This is a genomic window from Parafilimonas sp. (assembly GCF_047606085.1).
Lineage (GTDB): Bacteria > Bacteroidota > Bacteroidia > Chitinophagales > Chitinophagaceae > Parafilimonas.
In genome coordinates this window covers 1-24767 of the sequence record NZ_JASGEX010000084.1, presented here as the reverse complement: position 1 = coordinate 24767, position 24767 = coordinate 1, and the positions used below count along the sequence as shown (strand labels likewise).

Sequence of the window (24767 nt, the reverse complement as noted above, 5' to 3'; positions counted from 1 at the left end):
GGCGGCAGCTATCTTCATCGGCATACCTGCTGAAAAATTCTGACATATTCATAGCTAATTATTTTAGACAAAAATACTAATATAATTAGCTATTTCCAAATTACGGATAGTCATTATTCTTTTTTAAAATATTTCACTTGTTTGCCAATTATCTTCTTCATCTGCTATTAATCCTAATTCCGGGTTATACTTTTTGTTTGTTATCCAATATCGTTGCTCTTCCATTTTATTCTTTCTGGCGAATACGGAAATGTCAGACTTTAGGTTATCTGTAGATCGCCATTGAGCAAATCGTCCTTTTCTGATTTGCACTTTCTGGCTCTCGGCGTTAATAAAATCAAATTCTGTAAGATATAGCTCGTAAGTTTTCTTGTTGGATTGCGGTAATATTTTTACTCCGTCAAATTGCCTGTAAAAATCTTCCTCGGACTTTTTGTTCTTCTTCATTGGCGATAATAACTGTAATGCTTCCTGAAAATAATTGTACTGGTCATCAAACTTTTTTTTATCATCCACGTTCCAGGCCGAATACACTTCATCAATTGAATTTTGAAGTAGAGCTTCATCTATTACGCCACCATCATTTGCTATCAATTGCAATGCCGACAGTGTTTTTTGAATCGTTTCCTTATTGTAAATGTAAAAATAACTTTCTTCATTCTCGGTAAATACATAACAAGGGCAAATGCCTTTTTCTCTTTTTCTATTCACCCTGCCAAAACGCTGAATTAATGCATCAATAGGAGCCGGTTCAGTATAAATCATATCATAATCAATATCCAAACTTACTTCAATTGCCTGCGTACCTATCAATAGTTGCACGTCTTCATTCATCAGTTTTTTTTCTTTTTTTGAACGGTCGGCCCCGGAAAAGGAGCCATGTAATAAAACACACTTGTCGTTTTGAATTTCTTTTGTAAGTTCTTTATATGTTTGTTGAGACGATTTTACTGTATTGCAAACCACCAATACTTTTTTTCCATTAGCTATTTGCTGTTTAATCTCTTTCAGGTTATCTTTTAATAAACCCGGTTTTAAAATAACCTTATGACGTTTAAATCTTTCATAAAGAACGTTGTCGGCTTTAACCAGCTCAAAAGTTCCAATGCTTTGCTCCAACTCCTGAAGAAAAAAACGCGGCATAGTAGCAGTCATAATCATCACTTTTGCCTGTAAATATTTGGTAGCAAATTCCAGCAACAACTTTATCTGTGCAAAAGTTTCAGGATTGTATGCATGTATTTCATCAAAAACTAAATAACAACCTGCCATTTCCATAAATCCCTGTTCGTATCCTTTCAACCCGAACAAATGTTTTAATAGTTGAAAAGGCGTAACAATTTTAACTGGTGTAACAATGCTTTTGAACACTTCTTTAATGTGACGAATGCTCTCCTTTTTGGCGGTTGTATTATATTGTAAATCATCAAAATAATTATTGAGATAGTCACTTAGCTTACCGTGCAGCATTCCCGTTTTTCCATTGCCTATTGCCTTGTCCAGTCTTTGGTACATGGCACTGATAGATGCTGTGAACGGAAGAATGTAAAACACTCGTCCTTGTCCATTATGCTTTATCTGGTTTTGAAGCCACAAAAATGCGCTCTCTGTTTTTCCTGAACCTGTGGGAGCAGTTAAGATAATGTTTTGGTGTATTTGTGAACAACTTAATTGATGCTGGTAAAAATCCAATCCGCTTTGTTGTAGGGTTATATGTTGTCTGCTCAAAAACCCAAAATCATCATCATTTAATATTTTTACATCGGTAATCTTTGCCGACCCCAAATGATCTGCCCATTTCAAACCACCAAATAACAACATCAGTGTAAAGTAATCTTTCTGATTTAATGTAATTGATGACTTGTTGTACAAGCGGATTAAACCTTCTATTGATTTTGGCTGAAAGGATTGAACAGGAACAGAGTATAATGCGAGGATTGTCAAGACCTCTTTTATATTCACCGATTCTTTAAACGATTCTGAAAAACTTTTTCGGTCTTCAAGTGAGGGCAACATCCCAAAACTATCCCCCGTTTCGTAAAAGGCTAATTGTTGTTGTAGTGTTTCAAAATCTTTATGATGCCCTGCTACCGCTAATTTTATAAGATGCAGTATGTCTTTTTCATAACCAACTAACGCATCTATAAATGGAATAGAGAACAGTTCGTGACGCTGGTATTTCCATTGATTAGGCTTTCCATTCAACAGCAGTTGAAAATCTTTGTGGGCTTTTCCCAAATCGTGGCAAATAATAGCAACTTTAAGCAAGTCCCAGAAATGCATACCCAAGCCTGAAATTTCCGCAGCCTTAGGAAAAGCTTTTTGTAGAAAACCAAAAATCACCAGGCAGTCATCAATGTGTTCTTTCAATGACACAGCCTGAATGTTATTTACAACGTCTTTCGATTTTGCAAGCAAAGCCATTATTCAAAGTTCAATTCGTGAAAATAAATATCCACCGCATTACCTGTGGAAAGAATGTCCCGGTAGGTATCAAGAACCGTTTCTATTTTGTTGGGTTTATGGTTAATGATACTATAAGCCTCTGTTCCCAGGTTTTTTCTTGGAAATTCATCTGTGAAATATTTAGGTAGAGCCTGAATTTGTCCGGGCAAATGATGGCGAAATGGAATAATCTGCCCACGAATATTGGTTGAATAATCCACGGGTTCCATTGCAACTTTTTCCGAAATATTGGTTACAGACGCTAGGTCGTTCATCCTGCCTAATAAAAGTTGAAAATAAGGCGCGGCAAAGAAGTCTGCAATTTGTTTATCCGGCGTGTATATACGCAAAAAGGTATTGAACAAAAATTTTCGGAGAATGATATTTGACTTTGCGTTGTTGGTAGGCTTGCCATCTTTACTGCTGATCTGGTAAATAGTTTCCAGGTCTTCTCCTTCTCCCTCATATTGAAAATAGTAGCCTAATTGTAAACTCGTATGGTTCAGGTACTTTCCGGCAGCAGCGTTAATAAGTCCCAGCACTGTACTCACAGGAGGAACTTCCAGCGTTGGCTGCGTACCACTTATCAGGTTGGGATAGCGGAAACTTGCCGTCCAGCTTTCAATATCAATCTTATACACTTCCATGTTATGGTAATTGTGTTTTTACCTGTTCGCAGTACTGGTCAACCGCCTGGTTGATGGTTAATACCTTTACATTTTCAAATTCTGCTTCCAATGCTTTCAATGAATCATTGCACTCATCCATAAAACCGCTGCGTTTACCTATATAGACAGTTCCTTTAATCTGTTCTTTATAATCGTTTAAAACTTCTTTAAGTCCTTCGATGTTTAATAATGCCCTTTCACTTTTTTGCCCTTCGCCTACGGCAATATGAGAGAAAGGGTGATTGCCAGAGGTGGTTGTTGCAAGTATGATAAATTTGGGTGTAACATCTGCCATGTTATTGGTTTGCATAGCACCACCTGAAATTGTTTTAAGGGCAGATATGGTTTCAACAATACGTTTTTCCCGAACAGATTTCTCTAATTGCACTAATTTCTGTGGTTCGCCTGATTTCGTTTTTACATACGGGTCGTCAATTTCTTTAACAAGATCCTGACTGATATATTCAGATTTCAATTCATCGCTCAAATTTTTGAATCCCGTTTTATTGTAACTTGAAAACAAACCCACTTGATTTAGGTCAATAGAGAACATCCCTTTCATTATCGCTGAATATTCCATTTTGCTATAAAGAACCGGATTCCCCTCATGACGTGTCATGCTGGAAGAGTGTTCTTCTGTTGATGTTGAAGAAACCGAAACAATCACTGAATTTTTTAACGGAGAAACTCTTGTTGCAGATACATTTTCTGTTTCCTCCTTTCCTTTCTTATTTAGAATTGGATTTCCATCTCCATCTCTTTTTAAGTCTTTAAGTGCCTTCATGTAACCAAATACATCATCATCAGGATATTTTGCAGGATTACAAGCCGTAAAAGTTTGATTTTTGTCATCTACTTTTATTATTGGAGACATTATCCATCCAAAGTCATTTTTCAGCGTTTCCCTCCACCAATATCGCCATGCTTGCCCTGACACATAAGTGTATGTTTTTCCGTTTTTATACAATTTTTTTGTTGCAACCGCATTGTCGAAATTACTGCTGCTGCTTTTGCCAGCATTATTAAGTGCTACTACATCTACATCAAGCAGTATGAAGCCTTGTGTTTTTAAATTCATTTTATTAGTTTTTAAAAGTTAATCAATTTCGTTTTCAATTTCCTCTTCTTCCAGTTCCACATCTACAGATTTGTTCATTTCATGCAATCGTTGATAGATAGCAATCAGAAGCAGATCTCGTATTTCATTCCAATAAGTGCCATCAGGAAATAAATAATTTGCATAATCATCCATTGTAATTAATGGCTTCTCTTTATCGGGATGCTTTATGTTATATCCCGACACAAGCGTTAACAAATACCTTCGTAAGTCATTGCTGCTACGCTGCCCGTTAATTCGGGTTATTGCTTTCTTTATTTCATCATCGCCGCTATCGGCAATAATAAAATCTGCCAGTTCTAATATTTTGGCAAGTGTACGTTTATCCATATTTCTTATATTTATTTGGTATTGTTCAACAATTTGAAAACTAAATGCCTCTTTTTTACTATGCCAGAGTACAAGACGGCGAAAACCTTCTGAATTTCCATTCAATAAATATTCAAATGACCTGTTTCTCCAAACCCTATATGTCTCGTAACTGACCTGCTCTTTAGCATTTTTCCATTCCTTGGTACTGGCATCATAAACAGCATTCTTAAATTTGGAACTACTGTATTGTCGAAAGACAAAATTGTTCCAGTCTTTTTTGTGATATAAAAGACAGTAAGCATAAAATGCAAAAATGGTAGCTGGAAATGTAATTAAACTTATTGTTGGGCTCGCCCCAAAATTGGTAAAATGAAACAGGTTGAGTGTTACATCTTTTGTATAGCTCTGTTCACTCTCCTGATCGTATGTAGCCGTTTTAACTCCTTCAATGCATTGCCGGGCATAATCAAAAATGGCATTAACAGGGTTGGAAAAATCAGACCGAAGAATTGACTTGGATATATTACTTCCAAGCGCCCTTATATTTTCTTCGATATTTTTCTCAACAAAAAATCTTGTTACGTCAGGTTTATTGCTTATTAATACCGCAACCTTATCCCCTAATTGTTCCACGCCTAAGGGTACGAAGAAAATTCGGATCAATGCTTCTTTTGAAAGTTGCAAGCCACTTTCAAATCCATGATGAAAATTGATTAGCGTAGCTGAACCGGACATTATATGGTTGTCTCTCGCGGCCGGAAAAACTTTCGTTTTTTGTCCTGTAATCCGGCAATATCCTTCTTCGCCGCCAATGCCATCAATTAAATTTTTATAGTATTCAATCGTTTTATTGTATCCTTTTTGTCCTTTGTTAGAGTTATGAGTAATGGTAGAGTTTAGGAAAAAGCTGTGCAGGTTATTATCCCATTTATTTACATAAATATCTGTAGCATACTCTACTAAACCTATTATGGATTTTTCAGGCCACTTATTTTGCAAGTCTTCAAAAACGAATCCTCCTATATCAGCGAATGGGTCTCCAGTAGAACAGATATATTGCTTATTATTCATTCCTATTTATTTAGTACTTCCAGAAAAAATATCCATTGCAAAGTTCACAGGCTTTACATTCTTTAAAATCAGAACATCCGCAATGGCTGCAAACTTTTGGTTTATTTATTAGTTTAATACTTTTGATCATAAAATACTTTTGTCAAAAGTATATTTTTTTCAATTCTCAATAATTATGGTTAATACTTCAATGTCATTAACTTAAGGAAATGGTCTTCAAATTTTGTAGATTTGCAACTGCCCTAAGAGATAGGGGTTAAATTTCCTGAACTTTTACAATCTACATTATTATCGCAAATAATTGAAACAATAAATACAACCATTGACAATGAAACATTCATTAGTAAGCAAAGGATTGGCGACAACTCCTTTACAAGAGATAGGGTGTTCACATTCAGGGTTTTACTTGTTTTTCTTATGACCAACCTGCAAAAATCACTTCAACGGGAAATAGCTTGTTTTACCGAAGCTATATCATCGGAAGGGGGCAGTATCCCCGAGGTGAGCAAGGCTGCTTTCTGCAAGGCACGCAAAAAGCTAAAGCCGGAAGCCTTTAAAGAGCTATCAGAAATTGCGCTGAATGTGTTTTATAAAAATGCTTCCGAAGTGCAACGCTGGCATGGTTTTAGGCTGCTGGCTACAGATGGCAGTACGGTGGAGCTACCCAACAGCAAAGCCATACAGGCAGATTATGATGTATTCAAAACCCGTTCGGACGGTAAAGCCATTTGCATGGGCAGAACGCTTAGCATTTACGACCCGCTAAATCATACCACCCTCTACGGTGCATTGGCCGCCATGGCCGAATCGGAACCTCCATGCTTTGGGAGGCCTTGCCCGATATGGCTTTGAGAGATACCGACCTGTTTATCTTTGATCGTTACTACGCTTCCCACCTTCTAATGTTTTATCTGAACCAAAGAAACACACAGTTTTGTTTTCGCATGAAAAAGAATTGGTGGAAAGTGGTTGAAGATTTTTACAACAGTGGCAGCCAAAGCCGGGTTGTAGAGATAGCGCTGCCCCAAAAAGACCGCGACAAAGCGATGGAGTTGGGCATTAAGCAAACAACATTACAGGTGCGGCTTGTGCGTGTGGAGCTTGAAAGTGGTGAAACAGAGATATTGCTGACCTCCCTTACCGATGGGCAGCAGTACAGCGTTGCAGGCATGAAACAGCTTTATGGCTTGCGCTGGCCTGTGGAAGAAAGCTATAAAGCGTTCAAGCATAAAGTATGTGTAGAGAATTTTTCGGGCAAATCCCCACAGGCGTTATTGCAGGATTTTTATGTAAAAATATTTATCATGAACCTTACGGCAGTTGCCGTAAAGCCCATCAACAAAGCACTCGAAAAACAAGCAGTGAAAGTAAAGCATACGCACCAGGTAAACTTTACCGAAGCCATTTTCATGATGCGAAATGCCGTAGTTTCTTTTTTTATTAGCCAAAACATCAAACAAAACCTACTCAAAATATGGCGAAGGCTGATGAAAGTAACGGAACCTGTCAGGCCCGGTCGAAAATTTAAGCGCCCCAAACTGCCCAAACGAAAGTTTCACATGAACTATAAGCAAACTTAAAGCCTTAAGTTAATGACATTGGTTAATACTTATTATTTTTGCCTGAATCCTATTGGAATTGAAATATTCTGAATAATTATATTTCACATTTAATCGCACCACACGGATTTGCCGGCTAAATTTTAGCCGGTTTTCATTTCCACACACCCGCACCCCATACTATTATACACCCCAGCCCCTGCATTCAACAATAACTCCACAAACCTTTTCTCTGCTGTTACCTGCAACACCAAATTTAACCAGCCACGAATTTTCGTTTCTTCCGGTTTCCCGTATTTAATGGTCATTAAACGGGATTTAAATGGCTGTTTCACCGGCGCCACTTCCAGCATCAGTAAAGCCGATGATGCCGTAGCTTCATCATAGCAGGTGGCTATTTTGTTTCGCCAGTTATATACCAGGCTGTCTGCAAAGCGATCATCATCCGGCGATAAAAAAACATAGTTCCCTTTTTCATTCTGCAAACCGGCTACAACAGGGGAGAGTGGCTCCAGGTGCATGCGCACTATTTCATTTTCTTTATACCCTTGCAAAACATCCGGCAAACCCTCCACTGATCTTATTGCAAAACCGGTTTTGGATTTTGCATCTGCTATATCAATTTTTTCCGATTGAAAAAGGCCTTTCACAAAACTTTCCATCGCCTGCGGCAAATGAAAAGCTACCTGGAAACTCAGTTCATTACCCAGCAACCGCATACGGTCGCCTTCAATTTTGAAGGGAACATTTATTTGGGAGAAAGTAAAAAACTTAAACCCTTTACCATATCCTTTCTGGTGCAGAAAAGATGCATACCCGTTATCGCCTTTGGCTATAATGCGGTAAATGGCTGCTGAGAGCGGGTATTGATAGTTAAGCGGTATGCATGCATTAACCTGGCTGGTGATGAGGGTTAGTTGTAAACGCATATTATTTTGGCTGCAATGTTAATTATGCCGAAAGATAACTTCATTTTTGATAGATAAACAAATAAAATATTTACATGTATTAAAGAATATCCGCTCCTTAAATCAGGCAGTTTAATTTTTTACTTTTACTCAGTTTAAAGGAATGTTCAGGCATAATCTCTCTGGGAACAGCAGAAAAACTGCACGCCGGATCAATGGCAGCGAAGAAAACAGTTTTGCCGCAAAACCATTAAGGCAAAAAAAAATTAAGCTTTAAAATCGGGGCTTGCCTTTGAAACTCCGGGGGCATATCTTCTGGACCGGCCTTTTAAAGACAGTCTCCGGGGTGAGGTCTGAAAAAGAAATGTTATTCACTAATTTATCCCTTACGCTCTATAAAACAAAAAAGCAGTTGCGAAGTTCACAACTGCTTGATTTTTATGTGGGCCCACCTGGGCTTGAACCAGGGACCCCCTGATTATGAGTCAGGTGCTCTGACCAGCTGAGCTATAGGCCCGGCATTGCTGCCAAAAAAGGAGCGCAAAAATAATCAAATCATTCAAACTGCAAAGTTCATTTTTCACATACTATTTTTGCCGCATGCAAAAACCTAAGAATATCATCTTCGACCTGGGTGGTGTGATCCTGAATATTGATTTCAGGCAAACTGCGCTTGCATTTGCCGAATTGGGCATTGGCAATTTCAATGAGTATTATACGCTGCAATCTGTAACGCCGTTATTCGAAAAGCTGGAAACCGGCGCTATCTCGCCGGATGATTTTTATGACGGGTTTCGCCACCTGGCAAAAATGCCTGCACTTACAAATGATCAGATCAGAGATGCCTGGAATGCTTTATTGCTTGACTTTCCGCCGGAACGCATCGCCTGGCTTAAAAAAATAAAAGAAACATACAATATTTTTCTCTTATCCAATACCAACCAGATTCACTACGATGCATTTACCCAAATCTACCGCAGGCAGATAGAAGATGCCAGCTTTGATGATCTTTTTATAACGGCATACTATTCTCATACGCTTGGATTGCGCAAACCGGCCAGGGAAGTTTTTGAAACTGTGCTGGCAAAAGAAAAACTGCCTGCCGGGGAAACCGTTTTTATTGATGATTCTTTAGCCAATGTGGAGGCTGCACAATCCGTAGGGTTGCAGGGTATTCATTTGCCTTCGCCCAAAACAGTGTTTGATATCGGTTTGTAATGCTTATACTTTCCAGGAACAAAAAAGGGCTGCGCTGCCTGGCCCCGGTTGCCCGCCTTCTTACAAACTTCCTGGTGCTTCGCATATATGCCTCGTCAATAAAATGGCCTGGTTCCCCGGAACGTTAATTATGTAAAGATGCCATATACAGTTATGATAAATTAAAAATGCATATTACATGCAATGATTATGTTTGCAGCCCCGAAGCTTTGCCTTCTGTTAAACGAACGATACGCAGATCAACTAAAATATAAAACCATCAAATAAAAAATCTTAACCATTTAAATCATAACTATGAAGAAATATGCTGATATAGGCCTGATAGGGCTTGCCGTAATGGGAGAAAACCTGGTGCTTAACATGGAGAGTAAAGGTTTCACCGTTGCCGTTTATAACAGAACGGTAGAGAAAGTTGACAAATTCATTCAGGGCAGGGGCGCAGGCAAAAACTTTATTGGCACCCATTCTGTTGAAGAACTGGTGGCCTCCCTTGAAAGACCGCGTAAAGTAATGATGCTGGTAAAAGCGGGCAGCCCGGTTGATGATTTCATCGGGCAGATTATTCCCTTTCTTGAACCGGGCGATATTATTATTGATGGCGGCAATTCTCATTTTCCCGATACGATCCGCCGCACAAAATATGTGGAAAGCAAAGGATTTCTCTATATAGGAACGGGTGTTTCCGGCGGAGAAATAGGAGCGCTTCGCGGCCCCTCCATTATGCCGGGAGGCAGCGCTGCGGCATGGCCTGCAGTGAAAAATATTTTTCAGTCAATTGCAGCAAAAGTGGAAGATGGTTCACCCTGCTGTGATTGGGTTGGCAGCGACGGCGCCGGCCATTTTGTAAAAATGGTGCATAATGGCATTGAATATGGCGATATGCAGATCATTTGCGAAGCATACCAGTTCATGAAAGACCTGCTGGGAATGAGCACAGATGACATGCATGAGGTTTTTAAAAAATGGAATACCGAAGAGCTGGATTCTTACCTTATAGAAATTACGGCCGATATAATGGCGTATAAAGATACAGATGGCGTGCCTGTGCTGGATAAGATACTGGATGCTGCCGGCCAGAAAGGTACCGGTAAATGGACAGGCACCGTGGCGCTTGATATGGGCGTGCCGTTAACGCTCATTGCAGAATCTGTTTTTTCCCGCATGCTGTCAGCCCAGAAAGATAGGCGTGTTGAAGCATCGAAAGTGCTTACCGGGCCCGGATCCGAATTTACCGGGGATAAAAAACGCATGCTGGATGATTTGAAAATGGCGCTGTATGGAGCCAAGCTCATTTCTTACGCCCAGGGATACGACCTGCTGATGGCTGCCGCAAAAGAATACAAATGGGATTTGCATTATGGCGATATAGCCCTTATGTGGCGGGGTGGTTGTATCATACGTTCAGCTTTTCTGGGCGACATTAAAAAAGCATTTGATAAAAACCCCAATTTATCGCACCTGCTGCTTGATTCATTTTTTGCCGGGAAAACGGAAGCAGCCCAGAACGGCTGGCGCAGGGTTTGTGCTGCCGCATTAAGCAATGGCATTCCGGTGCCTGCATTGGCATCGGCGCTTTGTTATTTTGATGGTTTCCGCACCGAAAGACTGCCGGCTAACCTGCTGCAGGCGCAACGCGATTATTTTGGCGCGCACACGTATGAACGTGTTGACAGGCCCCGCGGGGAATATTTCCATACAAACTGGACGGGTGAAGGAGCGGATACAGTGTCAACTGCATACAATGCCTGATCGTTTTTACAATTAATAAAACAAAAAAGCTGCCTGGTAAAAGCGGCTTTTTTACTTGTTAGCCGGAGAAAAAGCGCATTGGGCCTGTTTACAGAAAAGCCAGTGGAAGGAGGTCATATCAATCTGTAAAAGTGTATTAAGTACACAAAAAAATGCCTGAATAGTATTGTAAATTAATCAATTATAAAATCAATGTTTCGTATTTTGTCGTTATGAGATAAATTTTAGGGCGATAGCGAAAAAAAATCAATTGTATCCCTTTTTATGTGCAGCAACACTTATATTGCAACAGTTAGCCTTTACTGCTTATCTTTTTAAATTAATAAAGTATGAAGACTGCTCACGAAATAATCTGGCAAAAGAAAGCCCCCGATAATTTTATTGATGCGGATGCATTGGTAATTGAGGCACTGAACGAATTGAACAAGGTAAACCTTAGTTATCTTATAGTAAAAGATAAAGATGACGTAACCGGTATTTTCAGCGAAAGGGATTATGCAAGAAAAGTTGCCTTGCAGGGCCGTTCAAGCCGTGAAACAAAGGTAAAGGAAGTTATGTCAACCGATTTACCGGAAGTGCAGGGCAATGATTCGGTTCAGCATTGCATGAATTTATTGGCAGAGCATGGACGGCGTTATATTATTGTGAGAGATCAGGGCAAATTTGAAGGCGTTATTACCATTCATGATCTTTTAAGAGAGGTGTTGCTGCATGGTGAAAGAGTGCTTGATGTTCGCATAACCAGTACATTAATAGAAATTAATGAACGCCCTCCAAGAGTATATTAAAGTTAGTATGCAATATAGTTGTAGCGCCGGCCTCACAGCCGGCTTTTTATTTTGTAATATAATACTGCTGCTTATTCCTTCCCTGATAATGTCCCTTCCCGGAATATTCGTTTTTAAAACAATTATTGCAGAACAATCTTAATGTTTTGTTATGTAAGGTGCAACGTATAATTCCTCTTTTGTTCCTGGCTACATTTGTATCACTCATCTGTTTATTCAATAAAGTTCAGATATCACAGGCTGGTAGTGCAATAATTGTTTGCTTTCGCAGGAGAATGATTCCTGTATTTAATAATTATTAAAGGAGGCCATTATTCATGAAGTCATTATTACTCTCTTTTCAGTTTATTTTAATCAGCAGCTTTTTGCTGGCACAGCATACGGGCATTGCCATCACCGGTATTATTATGGATAGCGCCACACAAAAACCTTTGCCCGGCACAACGGTTACCATTAGTTTTAAAGGCCAGGATGGAATGGTTAGCAGGTCGAAGGTTTCAAACCTTGACGGAAGATTTACAGTAGAAAGCATTGCGGCCAAAAACGAAATTATGCTCCAGGCTTCGTCAATAGGTTATGCTGCTGTCTCAAAAAAAATAAACCTGGCGGGTTATGCTAAAAAGGGCAATGCCATTGATATTGGCACTCTGCATTTAACGGTGCAGGCAAATGCATTGCAAACTGTTGTTGTTACAGCGCAGGCAGCCCCGGCAATGAAGTTTGGCATTGACAGCAAGGTCTTTAATGTTGAAAAAAATATTGCGGCGCAGGGTGGCAGCGGGGTGGATGTAATGAAAAATATCCCGTCTGTTTCTGTAGATGCGGAGGGCAATGTGCAACTGCGCAACAGCACCCCCCAGATATTTATAGATGGAAGGCCAACCATATTAACGCTCGACCAAATTGCAGCCGATGATATTGAGCGGGTAGAGCTAATTACCAACCCTTCTGCAAAGTACGATGCATCAAGTTCAGGGGGCATTATCAACATCATCCTTAAGAAAAATAAAACCATAGGCCTTAATGGCATTGTCTCTGTGGGCGGCGGCACACCAGGGGTTTTAAACGACGATCTCAACCTTAATTACAGGGCGAAAAAGTTTAACCTCTTTGCCAGTGGAAATTATAACAGGGGGAAAGGCACCGCTATAGAAAGAACATACAGAGAAAATAAAGACGATGGCATTATAACAGATTACTTTAACCAGTCAACAAACAACAACAGGCTAAGGGAATTTTATTCGGTACGGTTTGGCGCGGATTATTTTATTGACGACAAAAGCACCCTGTCGTTTATGCAGGGGTTTAATAATGGGAAGTTTGCCACCGATCAGACACAGAACCAGGAATATTATGATGATGAGAAAATCCTGGATTATACAGGCGTTCGTTTATCAACAAGCAATGGCAACTTTAAAAGAGGCAGCAGCAGGCTAAGCTTTGAAAGAAAATTTAACAGCCCGGATAATAAGCTTACCGCAGACGTAACATACAATACCGGCAGCAGGAATAACAGCGACTACATTGTAAACAATTTTTACAACCCCGACGGAAGCGACTACCAGCCTGCAACCCGTGTGCGCAACAGTGGCCTCACAGATGAATACCAGGTAAACGGGCAAATTGATTACAGTAATAAAATAAGCGATAATAAACGAATTGAATTTGGGTTAAGAACTTTTTACAATCACAACAAAAGTAATTTTGCCACTTACTCAATAGACGAGGCTGAAAATGAAACAAAGCTTCCTTTAAGCAATAATATTAAGTACACCGAAAAAGTAAATGCCGGGTACTTTAATTATGCCAACGGGTGGAAATCCTTTGTTTACCAGGTTGGCCTGCGCGCAGAGCTTTCAGAGCTTGATGGTTCCATGATTGACAGCAACCTCAGCTTTGGCTATAAATTTCCCAATGGGTTTAAAGACCTTAAATATGTATTGTTCCCAAGTTTCTTTATTACAAAGCATATAAGCGAATCGGAAGATATACAGTTTAATTATTCAAAAAGGATAAGAAGGCCGCGGTTCTGGGAAGTAAACCCGTTTATAGATATGGATGATCCGCTGAATATCTCACAGGGCAACCCCGCATTAAACCCGGAATACACCAATTCATTTGAATTAAATTATTATAAACGTTTTGCGGAGAATAGTGGCAGTTTTCTTGGCGTTATCTACTTTAAAAACAATGTAGGGGATATTACAGAATACAGCGATACCATTTCGCAGTCGTTATTTGAACAGTTAAATAATGCAGCCGTATCTTCCAATGCCGTTCTCAGCACGTTTATAAATGCAGGGTATGAAAATCGCTGGGGCACTGAGCTTACGCTTCAGAAAAATATCACGAAGCAATTAGACCTTACACTTAATACAAACATGCAATATGCTGTAACAAAAGCGAGCGTAGGCAATTTGGATCTTAACAACAGCGGCTTTAATTATAACGCCAAGTTTATTGGCAATTATAAAATGGCTACTGAAGATGTCAATTTGTTTAATAATCTCGGGTTTCAGTTAATAGCAGATTATAATGGCCCGCGGGTGATACCGCAGGGAAGAAACAAAGCGCAGTTCAGTACCGATATAGCGGTGCGCAAAGAGTTCTTCAGGAAGAAAGCCGGCGCTCTTTCATTTAGTGTGAACGACCTGTTTAATTCGCGCAAGTTTGGAACCATTTATGATACAGAAGCCTTTTATCAGGATGGTTACCGCCGCTGGGATGTGCGAACGATGAGGCTTACCTTCAGCTACAGGTTTGGCGATGCAGATCTTTTCCGGAAGAAAGACAATCACAGCAACGAGTCTGATTTTGACCAGCCTGGTACAGATTCGTAATGTATGAAAGGCGCCCGGCACCTTAGTCGGTTTCAGGTAATTTTGATCACGCAGTTTGCTTACAATTTTCCGTATAAAAGCCGGCAAGGTTTCTTTTATACATTAATGCTGCATCCTTCCTGGCCTTTTATACACCATCTAACCATTCCGATAAAAAATACCGCATAAATGCCCAAACACGTTTTACAGCCGTGTTTCAGCCTGAACATAAATAACCAGCCCGCACCTGTTAACATTCAGGTAACCTTGCCTTAACATTACAATAACAGGTAAATTTCACCTTTGCCCAAATACTTTAACACATGCATTATTTAAAAAGATTGCTGCTATTATTGGTGGCTATTATTTCTCTTCAAAGACTAACTGCCCAGGAAACAACTGCAACGCTTAACGGTATAGTTACAGATGCAGCCGGCGCACCGATTGCCGGTGCAACCGTTCAAATTAAGCACGAGCCTACAGGCACTGCCACAAACAGCATTACCAATAACAAAGGCCGCATGGTGGTTCCCAACCTGCGTGTGGGCGGCCCATACACAATTACCATTTCTTTTGTGGGTTTTGAAAATGAGGTTTTAAATGACATAAACCTTTCACTTGGCGAAAACCCGGATTTGGCAGTATCGCTTAAAAGCTCAAGCAATGAACTGAAAGAAGTTACCGTTGCTGCCGGGAGAAAAACACCAGGGTCAGGCTTAACTGTATCAAGGGCGCAGATAAGCTCGCTGCCCTCTTTAGGCAGAAGCCTCAGCGATTTTACGAGGTTAACGCCGCAATCAAACAACAATTCCTTTGCCGGCACAAACTTCCGTTACAACAACTTTACACTGGATGGCGCTATTAATAATGATGCCATTGGTTTCAGTAACTCATTTGGCGGCCAAAGCGGCGGTGGCCAAAGCGGTACTGCCGGCGCAGGCACACGCACCAATCCTTACAGCATTGAAACCATACAGGAAGTGCAGGTACAGCTTGCACCTTACGATGTTAAGCTGGGCAACTTTACCGGTGGCAGCGTAAATGCCGTTACCAAAAGCGGCACAAATGATTTTCATGGTTCTGTTTACGGCTATGGCCGAAACCAGGCATTGGTTGGCAAAAGCGTAGATGGCTTAAAAACAAAAATCGGCTCTGATTTTCACGATTACCAGGCGGGCTTTACCGTGGGCGGCCCCATTGTAAAAAATAAAGCCTTCTTCTTCCTGAGTTATGAATTAACCCGCCGCCAGGAACCTACATTTTATAATGCCGGAGACGTGGGCGCAGCCATGACTACCACAGAGGCGGAAGAGATTGTAAGTTTCATGAAGTCAACATATAATTATGACCCGGGTACTTACGGCAAGTATAAAATATTTACCAAGAGCGACAAGATTTTTGGTCGTTTCGATTTTAATATAAGCCCTGCCGATAATTTAATGATAAGGGCTTTATACACCAGTGGGCGGGGCAACAATATTGAGCGCACTACTACCAACTTCCAGTTTTCTTCAACAGACTTTACATTGTTTACGAAGAACCTGAACCTGGTGGCAGAATTGAAAAGCAAATTAAGCAACAGTGTAAGCAACCAGGCTGTGGTAAGTTATATCGCCGTGCATGAATACAGAACATACCCTGCGCCTCTGGCTGCGGATGGCTCTGCATTTGGCACGCCGGCTACACCGTTTATCAGCATTGATAACGACCGTATATGGCTGGGCACATGGAGAGAGGCTTCTATTTATAATATGTATCAAAAAACATTTGAGTTTACCGATAACCTTACCTGGACCAGGGGCATTAATAAGTTCACCTTCGGTACGCATAATGAGTTTTATAATCTTACTTATGGCTTCCTAAATTCATGGAATGGCCGTTGGGAATACAGCAGCGGTTTAACTGCTTTTTTAGCAAGCCAGCCTTCACGTGTGCGCGGTGTATTTCCGCTTGATTCAGATGTAAAGAACGATAGAAACTCACTTTACAACAATGTGCCTGGCAGTAACTATAAGGTTAACTTAACCAGTTTGTATGCTCAGGATGAATTATCTTTAGGCAAAGGCTTTAAGCTTACGCCCGGCATCAGAATTGATTATCCTTTCCTTGGCAAAAAACTCTCGATTGATACTGCTTTAAACAGCACGCCTGATTATGTTTCTTCTAATCCAACATATTCTCATACACCTTTCAGCGATTTAAATAATAAATGGCTGGGCACGCCTACATTTTCACCAAGGGTTGGTTTTAACTGGGATATTAAAGGCAACCAGTCTTTAATACTGCGAGGCGGTACAGGCATTTTTGTGGGTCGTATGCCATTTGCATGGCTGGGCTATGCCTCCACACTTACAGGCGCCACTTATGGTAATATAGACTATAAACCAAGCAGTATTACAATGGGCCTGGCTATGGATCCCACAACACTAAAAGATACCGTGAGCAAATATGGCGGCACAAGTGCATCCGCTACACGTGAGCTGGATGTGGTGGATAATAATTTTAAGCTGCCGGCTATCTGGCGCTCAAATGTAGCGCTGGATATAAAGTTTAACCATGGCTATAAGTTAACATTAGACGCTATGTACACCAAAACGCTGTATGATGTAAAATTTCAGCAGATTAATATTAAAGACAGTACCGTGCAATATTTTACCACCGGGCCCACGCAAACACCGGTATATGGCAGCGGCAGCGCCTATAAAAATAATACGCAATACTCAAACATATATTTCTTAACCAATACCAAAGAAGGCTATCGTTATAACTTAACGGCGCAGTTGAGTAAAGTAACACCGGCCATAAAGCTGGGCACAGATATCGCTTTGAACCTTAACTGGATGTTAGCTTATACTTACGGTTTAAGCAAGGATGTGAGCAATGGCATCCGCAACTCATTCCAGAGTAACTATGAGTTAAACCCTACTATCAACCCAGAGAACGCATCATTGGCCTATTCCAATTTCGATTTGCGCCATCGCATAGTGGGCACAATAGGCGGCGCTTTTCATTGGAATGAAATGAACACAACATCCATCACATTCTTCTATTCAGGACAGAGCGGAAACCCTTATTCGCTAATCTATACCAGCTCTCCGTTCAACAACTCATCTAATGCGCCTTTGCCTTATATACCTAAAAATTCAAGCGATATTAATTTAGCTGATATAACAGATGCCAGCGGAACCGTTACCAAGACTGCCGCACAGCAGTGGACTGAACTGAACAACTTTATTTCCAATGACAAATATTTAAGCACCCGCAGGGGTAAATATGCAGAGCGCAATGGCTTGCGCACACCCTGGAACCATGAGCTCGATTTGAAACTGATGCATGAATTTCGTTTGAGCCGCACCAACAACCAGCATATTTTAACCATAAGCTTCGACATATTTAATGTGCTGAACCTGCTGAACAACGACTGGGGGCATATTACCTTTGTTACCAACGTAAACAATTATACCGTTAACTTCCTCAAGTTTGTTAAAGATGCAAACGGGGTTTCGCCGGGCCTGCCTTCAACAGGTTATACGCCCACATTCAACTTTTTGGCGCCGTCCACAGGGGTTGACCACTATTACACCAATGATCCTATTAACAGCCGCTGGCAGGGTCAGTTTGGCATAAAGTATAGTTTTTAAACTGCATTTACAGATTAGGCAGGCAGCAATCGGTTTACTGCTTTCTGCTCACACAACCGCTGCATACCAAACAGTGTGCGGCAGTTTGTTTTATACCCCCAGGCATAAAAAAGTGATTTTGTGTTATTCGGTCTTAGTTTCCTCTCCAAAGGAAAGGGGGTGGAATATATTCTTACATCTTCTAACGTGCCTTATATGGTTTATTTATATAGTATGCAAGGAAAATTGGTGAAGACTCAGTCCGGGAAAGAATCGAGCCTGCAAAGAAGAACTTTGCTATAAATAAAAAAATCAGATGAATGTTGGCGCTTGTGTTATCTTATCATCCGCTGTAAACAATAATGCCCATTGATTCAGATCAGGATGAATATCAAATGTTCCATTCCTGCCGCTGCCCATCAGCTTAAAAAATTTGATCTTTTTATGCAGCCATAAAGGGAGCCTGAATAAAGCCATTGAAAAAAGCCAAATACACCAAGATACCTGTTATAACGTGTTATGATAAGCCTGCAATACATAATTATTTTGCCGCCACTAAAAAAATGATGAAACATAAAACCGCAGCAAGCAATACTGCCAGAACAACTTTATATTTTTCCCAGCGCTCCTGCTTATGCTGCTGTTGCAGCAGTGCCTTCAGCTCCTGCCGCAGCCATTCATGGCTTGCATAAAAAGGCTGCATTAATACAATCAGTTGCTTTGTTTGGTGTGTTGACAAATAAGCCGCGGCAAAGCTTACCTGCTGCAGGAATGGCGTAAGCAATGCCTGATCCATACCCATCAGCAGCTGCACATCGTCAGGCATTAATTGCCGCACTGCATGCAGCAATGCATCTTTATTAAAACGAAAAGGATCGGCACTTTTCAAATCCGTGTTTATTTTCTGTATGCGCTGCATTAATGTATCAATCGTTTCAACAGGGCGTTTATATTCCGCTTCAGCAGTTAAATAACGTTCATGGTTATACAGCTTTCTTGCTTCTGCATCACCAAGCACTTTATACGCCTCGGCCGCATCTGAAAAAATAGCCGCCGCAATAGCGTCGCTCGGGTTTTTATCGGGATGATATAACATAGCCAGCTTCCTGTAAGCCTTTTTTATTTCTGCCGTTGTTGCAGATGATGGTACATTCAATACGCGGTAATAATCTTTTATAACAGCCATGCAGGGCGAAAGTAAGTGTTATCACAATGTATTAATTTCACCGCCCATAAATTGTAAGCCAATGATCCGGAAAAAAGTTTTTATCTGTTCTTTATTTGCCAGTTTTTTCGTGCATGCCTTGTTTGCCCAATCTCCCAGAATATTGGTGTTCAGTAAAACCACTACATTCTATCATGAATCAATACCCGATGGTATTGCCGCCATACAGGCTTTGGGCAAACGCAATGGGTTTGATGTGGATACCACGAAAGATGCTGCCGCTTTTACCGATGAAAATTTAAAGCAATATGCTGCTGTAATTTTTTTGAGTACAGCCGATGAAAGCAATACCTTATTGAACGAAGCGCAGAAAACAGCCTTCATGCATTTCATACAATCAGGCAAAGGTTATGTGGGCGTGCATGCCGGCTCTGATGCGTTGTATAACTGGTCCTGGTACAACAAGCTTGTGGGCGCTTATTTTAAGAATCATCCGAAACCACAGGAAGCTGAATTGACCGTAACAGATAAAGATTTTATTGCCACCAAAGAATTGCCTGCTTCATGGAAACATTTTGATGAATGGTACAGCTACAAACAAACCAACTGGGATAGCGTGCACGTACTTGTAACGGTTAATGAAAAAACATATACCGGCGGAGAAAATGGCGACTATCATCCCGTTTGCTGGTACCACAATTATGATGGTGGCCGTTCATTTTTCCTGGGGCTTGGACATACCAAAGAGTGTTATACAGACCCGCTTTTTTTAGACCTGCTTTTGGGCGGTATTAAATATGCTATAACGAACAGGGATAAGTAAAACCGGCCGGCCCATGCAGCGGTCTCATCAATCACCGGTCAGACGCATAGGTGCGTCAGACCGTTAGCAGCCTTCTGAAAAAACAGCCTGGATGTATAAAAAAAGCGCCCTGCATCTCCGGGATACAGGGCGCCTGGAAACGCCTTCAATAAATCATCTCGGTTCAACAGCCGGCTTCGCCGGAACTTTAAAGCCTTGTTTTTGCATGAGTGATTTTATTTCTGTAATAGCACGCTCCAGTTGCGGATCAATGTCTTTGGCCATTAATGCGAGGTTTTCATCCACATAAATATCCGGGTCAACGCCATGGCCTTCTTTAAACCAGGTGCCATCCACATTATACATGCGGAAGCTTGGCGCTGTAATGCTGCTGTTGTCAATAAGGTCAGGCACGCCGCTTATGCCGATCAATCCGCCCCAGGTACGGTTGCCGATCAGCGGGCCCAGGCCTTTCTTCCTGAAAAAATCAGGAAAGGCATCACCGCCTGATCCGCTCCAGCCGTTTATCAGCATTACTTTCGGGCCAAAATTGGCAAATGGCGGCCAGGGCCAGCTTTCTCCATCCCTTGTGGCCCAGTACGCCAACGGCGTTCGATTAAGTATTTCTATAAAACGGTCGGGTACCTGGCCGCCATCATTAAAACGTTCATCAATCACTAATGCCTTTTTATCCCATTGTGCATTAAACTGGCGTAATAATTCTGTCTGGCCGTCAATGCCCGTGCTTGGCACATAAATATAACCCACTTCGCCGTTGGTAGCGGCTTCAACCCGTTTGCGGTTTTCATTTATCCAGGCCAGGTTACGCAGCCTGCCTTCATCATCCATTGCCTGCACCACCGCTTTTTTAGCGCCGGTAAACGAAGGCTTATCATTGTAGGTAAGCTCAATCGTTTTATTGGCAAAACCGGCAAAAGCAGTAAAGGGTTCATGCGCTGTGGTTAAAGCAATACCGTTAACAGCAAGAATATAATCCCCTTCCTTTACACCTGCGCCGGGTTTATCAAGCGGTGAACGAACTTCTGCATCCCAGTCAGCGCCTTTTATAATTTTACCGATCTTATAATAATTGCCATCGGCCACCCAGTTCACACCAAGATAACCAACAGAAATATTTTTTGTTCTTTCAACCGGCTCAATACCATGATAGGTATGCGAAGCATTCAGCTCGCCCAGCATTTCGCCAATAATAAAATCAACATCGTAGCGGGTGGCCGCATCATCCAGCATTTGCTGGTAGCGCTGTTTTACCTGCACCCAGTTTACACCATGCATAGCGCTGTCATAAAAATAATCCCGCTCAATGCGCCAGGCATCATTAAATACAGCCTGCCATTCTTCTTTGGGGTTTACCATCATCTGCATATCGCCTATTGGCACTTTCTTATCTGCCACAGCGCCTTCGCTTATTTTTATTACGGCAAGGTCATCATCCAACTGCACCAGTGCTTTTTCACCATTACCTGATAAAATATAACGGCCAACATTATCAATAACTTTCTTTTCCTTCCGGTCTTCCATATCAAAATATTTTAAAACAGGTTGGCCATCGCCGGCGCCGGTGTTCGGTATTTTCACATACAATATCTTTCCTTTCACTGCACCAAGACCGGAATAATTGCCTGCGGAAACGGGTAAAAATTCAAGCCTTTCTTCCAGCCCGTCAAAATCAATGTTCACGGCTTTATCATCTTCTTTTCCAGGCTTGTCTTCTTTCTTATCGTTCTTGCCTTTTTTTCCTTTTTTGGAAGATGAGGCCGCGGTGTCTTCTTTCGCCTTATCCTCTTCAACACTTATTGTATCATTTTTAGGATAGAGCAAAGAAGGTGTTTTTTTAAGCAGACTGATGGCGCCCACTTTGGTGGAGTTGGCATATACAAAAGAGTTGTCAACATCGCTGTAATACGGCTGGAATTCCTGGTTGGAAAACACGTATAAATATTTACCTTCAGGATCGAACACCGGGTTGGAAAATGTATAAAAACCGCTTGTGGCCTGGTGCAACTGCTTGCTGGTATAATCGTAAATATAAATGCTGGTATGATTGTTTTCCTCGTCGTTGGCAAAAGCCAGCCAGCGGCTGTCAGGGCTCCAGCTAAACGTAAAATATTCCAGCGCACCATGTGTTAAGCGCTTGCCGCGGGCAACATTGGTGGTGGCGCCGGTAGCTGCATCCACAATTTTAATTTGCATGGCCTTATCAATAAATGCCAGCTTTTTGCCATCGGGGCTCCAGTTAAGCGCATAGCGGAAACCCGGGCCGTAGCTGGTTATTTTCCTGGCTGAATTTTCATTACCGGTTTGCATGATCCACAATTCATATTCGCCGCTTTTATCACTCCAGTAAGCCATGCTTTTTCCGTCGGGCGAATACACCGGGTAACGCTCTGCAATGCCGGATGTATTGGTAAGGTCTTTCACCACGCCTTCCGTTGCCGGCAGGGAGAATATCTCGCCCCTTGATTCAATCAATACCCGGTTGCCATCGCCGGAAATGGCTGGGTGCGTGAAGTTGCTTCTTACATTCAGCAGGTATGGCTTTAACGGCGCTTCATCAGCTACCACCTGCACCTTTATTTCTTTTGGCGGGCCGCCTGCCAGCGGGTACAAATACAGCTTGCCGCCATTTTCAAACACAATATCATCCGGCCCCAGTGATGGATAATGAATATCATAATCTGTGAAATGGGTAAGCTGCTCGAATGATTTGTTGTTGACATTATACCGCCACAAATTCATGCGCAGCTCTGTGCCCCGGTCTGAAATAAAATAGATATAATCGCCGCTCCACATGGGATATTCATAACCGGCATCGCTTGTACCGGAAATATTTTCAGAGGTAGTGTCTTTAAAATTGAAGATATGAATATCGGCCCGCCAGCCGCCGCGGTAGCGTTTCCAGTTGCGGCCGATCTGTGTGCGAAACACCAGCGCCATCTTATTGCCATCGGGCGAATAAGCGCCGTATTCGGCATAAGCAAAAGGCAGTTTGGTATCGGCGCCGCCGGTGTCGGCCACCGCATAAAACTGGTTAAACCGCTGTTTGCCGCTCTCCCGCATGGAAGCAAAAAATACATGCCTGCCATCCGGCTGCCAGTCAATAACCCTGTCAGCATAATTATGCGCCGTTAACCGCTCCGGCACGCCGCCCGTTGCAGGCATTACATACACATCTGTATTGCCGTCATAATTCCCGGAAAAAGCAATTTCGCTGCCGTCAGGCGAAAATTTTGGCCAGGTTTCGGGGCCGGGCGGAGAGCTTAACTTATAGGCTGTTCCGCCGTTTTTTGAAACGATCCAGATATCATTTGCATAAGCAAAAACTACCTGGGTTTTTGAAACATCGGGATAACGCAGCAACCCGGCATCTATCTGTGCCATTGCGGTTGCGGTGATAAAAATAACCGTACTAAAGACTGTGAAGATTTTCTGCATGATCGAAGTTTATGAGCATTTCGGCAAACTTAGGGGTTACAAAACGGCTATAAACAAGCTTAACCAAATACTCACATCTTTAACCATTATATTTGCGCCCTTAATATCTTCCAAATAATCAGCATGAAAGGCAAACACGCAGCGCTATTGATTATCCTTATACTCGCAGCAGACCAGGCGCTTAAATTCTACATAAAATTAAATTATACCCTTGGCGAAGAGCATCATGTTATCGGCAACTGGTTTCGTTTGCATTTCGTGGAAAATGAAGGTATGGCCTGGGGCCTGAAATTCGGCGGTGGCTTCGGCAAGATTGCACTTACCTTATTTCGCCTGGTAGCTGTAATATTCGGAACCTATTACCTGGGCCAGATCATTAAAAAGAAATACCATAAAGGTTTTATTATTTGCGCTGCCTTAATTTATGCCGGCGCTTTTGGTAATTTAATTGACAGTTTGTTTTACGGCCTCCTGTTCAGCAGCAGCAATCCTTTTACGGTAGCCGCCTTACTGCCGGCCGGCGGCGGTTATGCCTCTTTCTTTCATGGCCAGGTGGTTGACATGCTGTATTTTCCCATCATCCACACCACTTATCCTTCCTGGTTTCCCATTGCAAGCTGGCGGGGAGAAGATTTTGAATTTTTCAGCCCGGTATTTAACCTGGCAGATTCTTCCATTTCAATTGGTGTGATTGCATTGCTTATCTGGCAGAAGAAATTTTTTCCGCAGCCGCACAAACTTCATGAAGAACAAACCGGCGCTTCTCCTGTTGAAATAAACGACAGGGCGAAAGCTGTATAATGCAGTTGGATTGAATAAATCGCCAGTCAACCAGGCCCCTCCGCCTTTGCTTTTTTGCAATATTAATTTGTATGGAACAGCCAGGCAGAAACAACTTTCTGCAAACCCGGCCGGCCTGTTTTTTAAAAAAACTAAAATGCATTTTTATTTCCTGCAGCAAAAAATGCTTATTTTAATGGCATGGCAGCAGCAGGCAAATATTTACCGGTTTATCTTTTCCTGCTTATATGCTTTTTACAGGCCTGCATTAAAGAATATTCGCTGGAAGG

General features: G+C 41.6%; 17 protein-coding genes and 1 tRNA gene. 9 read left to right on the top strand and 9 right to left on the bottom strand.

From position 1 onward, the window contains the following. Positions 1-123 precede the first annotated feature (123 nt). From cas3 to QM629_RS07445, 4 genes are read right to left on the bottom strand one after another with little or no spacing between them, the layout of a single operon-like run. Positions 124-2424, bottom strand: coding sequence for a CRISPR-associated helicase Cas3' (gene cas3 / locus QM629_RS07460; RefSeq protein WP_415158762.1), 2301 nt, complete (start codon positions 2422-2424; stop codon positions 124-126). Further along, complete coding sequence (gene cas5b / locus QM629_RS07455; protein ID WP_415158760.1) at positions 2424-3092, bottom strand: type I-B CRISPR-associated protein Cas5b; 669 nt, start codon at positions 3090-3092, stop codon at positions 2424-2426. Before cas5b ends, cas3 begins: the two co-directional genes overlap by 1 nt. Before the next feature lies 1 nt (position 3093). Next, entirely contained in the window at positions 3094-4191 is a 1098-nt protein-coding gene (gene cas7i, locus QM629_RS07450) for a type I-B CRISPR-associated protein Cas7/Cst2/DevR (protein ID WP_415158758.1), read from the bottom strand. Between the two features lie 18 nt (positions 4192-4209). Then, complete coding sequence (locus QM629_RS07445) at positions 4210-5613, bottom strand: hypothetical protein (RefSeq protein WP_415158756.1); 1404 nt, start codon at positions 5611-5613, stop codon at positions 4210-4212. A 417-nt stretch (positions 5614-6030) separates the two neighbouring features. On the opposite strand from QM629_RS07445, the gene QM629_RS07440 reads away from it, so the two are divergent. Together QM629_RS07440 and QM629_RS07435 are read left to right on the top strand one after the other, a co-directional pair. Next, positions 6031-6465, top strand: a complete 435-nt coding sequence (locus QM629_RS07440; protein WP_415158754.1) for a hypothetical protein — start codon at positions 6031-6033, stop codon at positions 6463-6465. Continuing rightward, on the top strand, positions 6432-7193 hold the full coding sequence (locus QM629_RS07435) for a transposase (RefSeq protein WP_415158752.1): 762 nt from the start codon (positions 6432-6434) through the stop codon (positions 7191-7193). The genes QM629_RS07440 and QM629_RS07435 overlap by 34 nt, the downstream gene beginning before the upstream one ends. 122 nt (positions 7194-7315) lie before the next feature. Here QM629_RS07435 and cas6 read toward each other — a convergent pair whose 3' ends face one another. Both cas6 and QM629_RS07425 read right to left on the bottom strand, forming a co-directional pair. Further along, complete coding sequence (cas6, locus tag QM629_RS07430) at positions 7316-8101, bottom strand: CRISPR-associated endoribonuclease Cas6 (RefSeq protein ID WP_415158750.1); 786 nt, start codon at positions 8099-8101, stop codon at positions 7316-7318. Between the two features lie 422 nt (positions 8102-8523). Beyond that, positions 8524-8597: transfer RNA gene (locus QM629_RS07425), tRNA-Ile, on the bottom strand. 83 nt (positions 8598-8680) lie between these two features. Here QM629_RS07425 and QM629_RS07420 point away from each other — a divergent pair. The 5 genes from QM629_RS07420 to QM629_RS07400 all read left to right on the top strand — a co-directional run bounded on the left by QM629_RS07420 (position 8681) and on the right by QM629_RS07400 (position 18295). Then, a complete protein-coding gene (locus tag QM629_RS07420) occupies positions 8681-9298 on the top strand; it encodes an HAD family hydrolase (RefSeq protein ID WP_415158748.1) in 618 nt (205 codons plus the stop codon). Between the two features lie 294 nt (positions 9299-9592). Further along, positions 9593-11047, top strand: a complete 1455-nt coding sequence (gene gnd, locus QM629_RS07415) for a decarboxylating NADP(+)-dependent phosphogluconate dehydrogenase (protein ID WP_415158746.1) — start codon at positions 9593-9595, stop codon at positions 11045-11047. Between the two features lie 329 nt (positions 11048-11376). Further along, positions 11377-11835 (top strand): CBS domain-containing protein, encoded by a 459-nt coding sequence (locus QM629_RS07410; protein WP_415158744.1) that lies wholly within the window; start codon positions 11377-11379, stop codon positions 11833-11835. Between the two features lie 317 nt (positions 11836-12152). Beyond that, on the top strand, positions 12153-14675 hold the full coding sequence (locus QM629_RS07405; protein ID WP_415158742.1) for an outer membrane beta-barrel protein: 2523 nt from the start codon (positions 12153-12155) through the stop codon (positions 14673-14675). A gap of 302 nt (positions 14676-14977) precedes the next feature. Beyond that, positions 14978-18295: a carboxypeptidase regulatory-like domain-containing protein gene (locus tag QM629_RS07400; protein ID WP_415158740.1), complete on the top strand. Its 3318-nt coding sequence runs from the start codon at positions 14978-14980 to the stop codon at positions 18293-18295. Between the two features lie 291 nt (positions 18296-18586). Here QM629_RS07400 and QM629_RS07395 read toward each other — a convergent pair whose 3' ends face one another. Continuing rightward, positions 18587-18751 (bottom strand): hypothetical protein, encoded by a 165-nt coding sequence (locus tag QM629_RS07395; protein WP_415158738.1) that lies wholly within the window; start codon positions 18749-18751, stop codon positions 18587-18589. Positions 18752-18815: 64 nt separating this feature from the next. Then, entirely contained in the window at positions 18816-19460 is a 645-nt protein-coding gene (locus tag QM629_RS07390) for a J domain-containing protein (RefSeq protein ID WP_415158736.1), read from the bottom strand. Between the two features lie 61 nt (positions 19461-19521). On the opposite strand from QM629_RS07390, the gene QM629_RS07385 reads away from it, so the two are divergent. Continuing rightward, complete coding sequence (locus tag QM629_RS07385; protein WP_415158734.1) at positions 19522-20262, top strand: ThuA domain-containing protein; 741 nt, start codon at positions 19522-19524, stop codon at positions 20260-20262. Between the two features lie 153 nt (positions 20263-20415). Here the strand turns inward: QM629_RS07385 and QM629_RS07380 are convergent, their stop codons facing one another. Next, positions 20416-23697 (bottom strand): S41 family peptidase, encoded by a 3282-nt coding sequence (locus QM629_RS07380; protein WP_415158732.1) that lies wholly within the window; start codon positions 23695-23697, stop codon positions 20416-20418. A 123-nt stretch (positions 23698-23820) separates the two neighbouring features. Here QM629_RS07380 and QM629_RS07375 point away from each other — a divergent pair, with 123 nt between their 5' ends. After that, positions 23821-24498, top strand: a complete 678-nt coding sequence (locus QM629_RS07375) for a lipoprotein signal peptidase (RefSeq protein ID WP_415158730.1) — start codon at positions 23821-23823, stop codon at positions 24496-24498. Positions 24499-24767 lie beyond the last annotated feature (269 nt).

Excerpts from the sequence above, each read along its gene's own strand:
- cas3 (WP_415158762.1), bottom strand. The coding sequence starts at position 2,424 with ATGGCTTTGCTTGCAAAATCGAAAGACGTTGTAAATAACATTCAGGCT.
- cas5b (WP_415158760.1), bottom strand. The coding sequence starts at position 3,092 with ATGGAAGTGTATAAGATTGATATTGAAAGCTGGACGGCAAGTTTCCGC.
- cas7i (WP_415158758.1), bottom strand. The coding sequence starts at position 4,191 with ATGAATTTAAAAACACAAGGCTTCATACTGCTTGATGTAGATGTAGTA.
- QM629_RS07445 (WP_415158756.1), bottom strand. The coding sequence starts at position 5,613 with ATGAATAATAAGCAATATATCTGTTCTACTGGAGACCCATTCGCTGAT.
- QM629_RS07440 (WP_415158754.1), top strand. The coding sequence starts at position 6,031 with ATGACCAACCTGCAAAAATCACTTCAACGGGAAATAGCTTGTTTTACC.
- QM629_RS07435 (WP_415158752.1), top strand. The coding sequence starts at position 6,432 with ATGCTTTGGGAGGCCTTGCCCGATATGGCTTTGAGAGATACCGACCTG.
- cas6 (WP_415158750.1), bottom strand. The coding sequence starts at position 8,101 with ATGCGTTTACAACTAACCCTCATCACCAGCCAGGTTAATGCATGCATA.
- QM629_RS07420 (WP_415158748.1), top strand. The coding sequence starts at position 8,681 with ATGCAAAAACCTAAGAATATCATCTTCGACCTGGGTGGTGTGATCCTG.
- gnd (WP_415158746.1), top strand. The coding sequence starts at position 9,593 with ATGAAGAAATATGCTGATATAGGCCTGATAGGGCTTGCCGTAATGGGA.
- QM629_RS07410 (WP_415158744.1), top strand. The coding sequence starts at position 11,377 with ATGAAGACTGCTCACGAAATAATCTGGCAAAAGAAAGCCCCCGATAAT.
- QM629_RS07405 (WP_415158742.1), top strand. The coding sequence starts at position 12,153 with ATGAAGTCATTATTACTCTCTTTTCAGTTTATTTTAATCAGCAGCTTT.
- QM629_RS07400 (WP_415158740.1), top strand. The coding sequence starts at position 14,978 with ATGCATTATTTAAAAAGATTGCTGCTATTATTGGTGGCTATTATTTCT.
- QM629_RS07395 (WP_415158738.1), bottom strand. The coding sequence starts at position 18,751 with ATGGCTTTATTCAGGCTCCCTTTATGGCTGCATAAAAAGATCAAATTT.
- QM629_RS07390 (WP_415158736.1), bottom strand. The coding sequence starts at position 19,460 with ATGGCTGTTATAAAAGATTATTACCGCGTATTGAATGTACCATCATCT.
- QM629_RS07385 (WP_415158734.1), top strand. The coding sequence starts at position 19,522 with ATGATCCGGAAAAAAGTTTTTATCTGTTCTTTATTTGCCAGTTTTTTC.
- QM629_RS07380 (WP_415158732.1), bottom strand. The coding sequence starts at position 23,697 with ATGCAGAAAATCTTCACAGTCTTTAGTACGGTTATTTTTATCACCGCA.
- QM629_RS07375 (WP_415158730.1), top strand. The coding sequence starts at position 23,821 with ATGAAAGGCAAACACGCAGCGCTATTGATTATCCTTATACTCGCAGCA.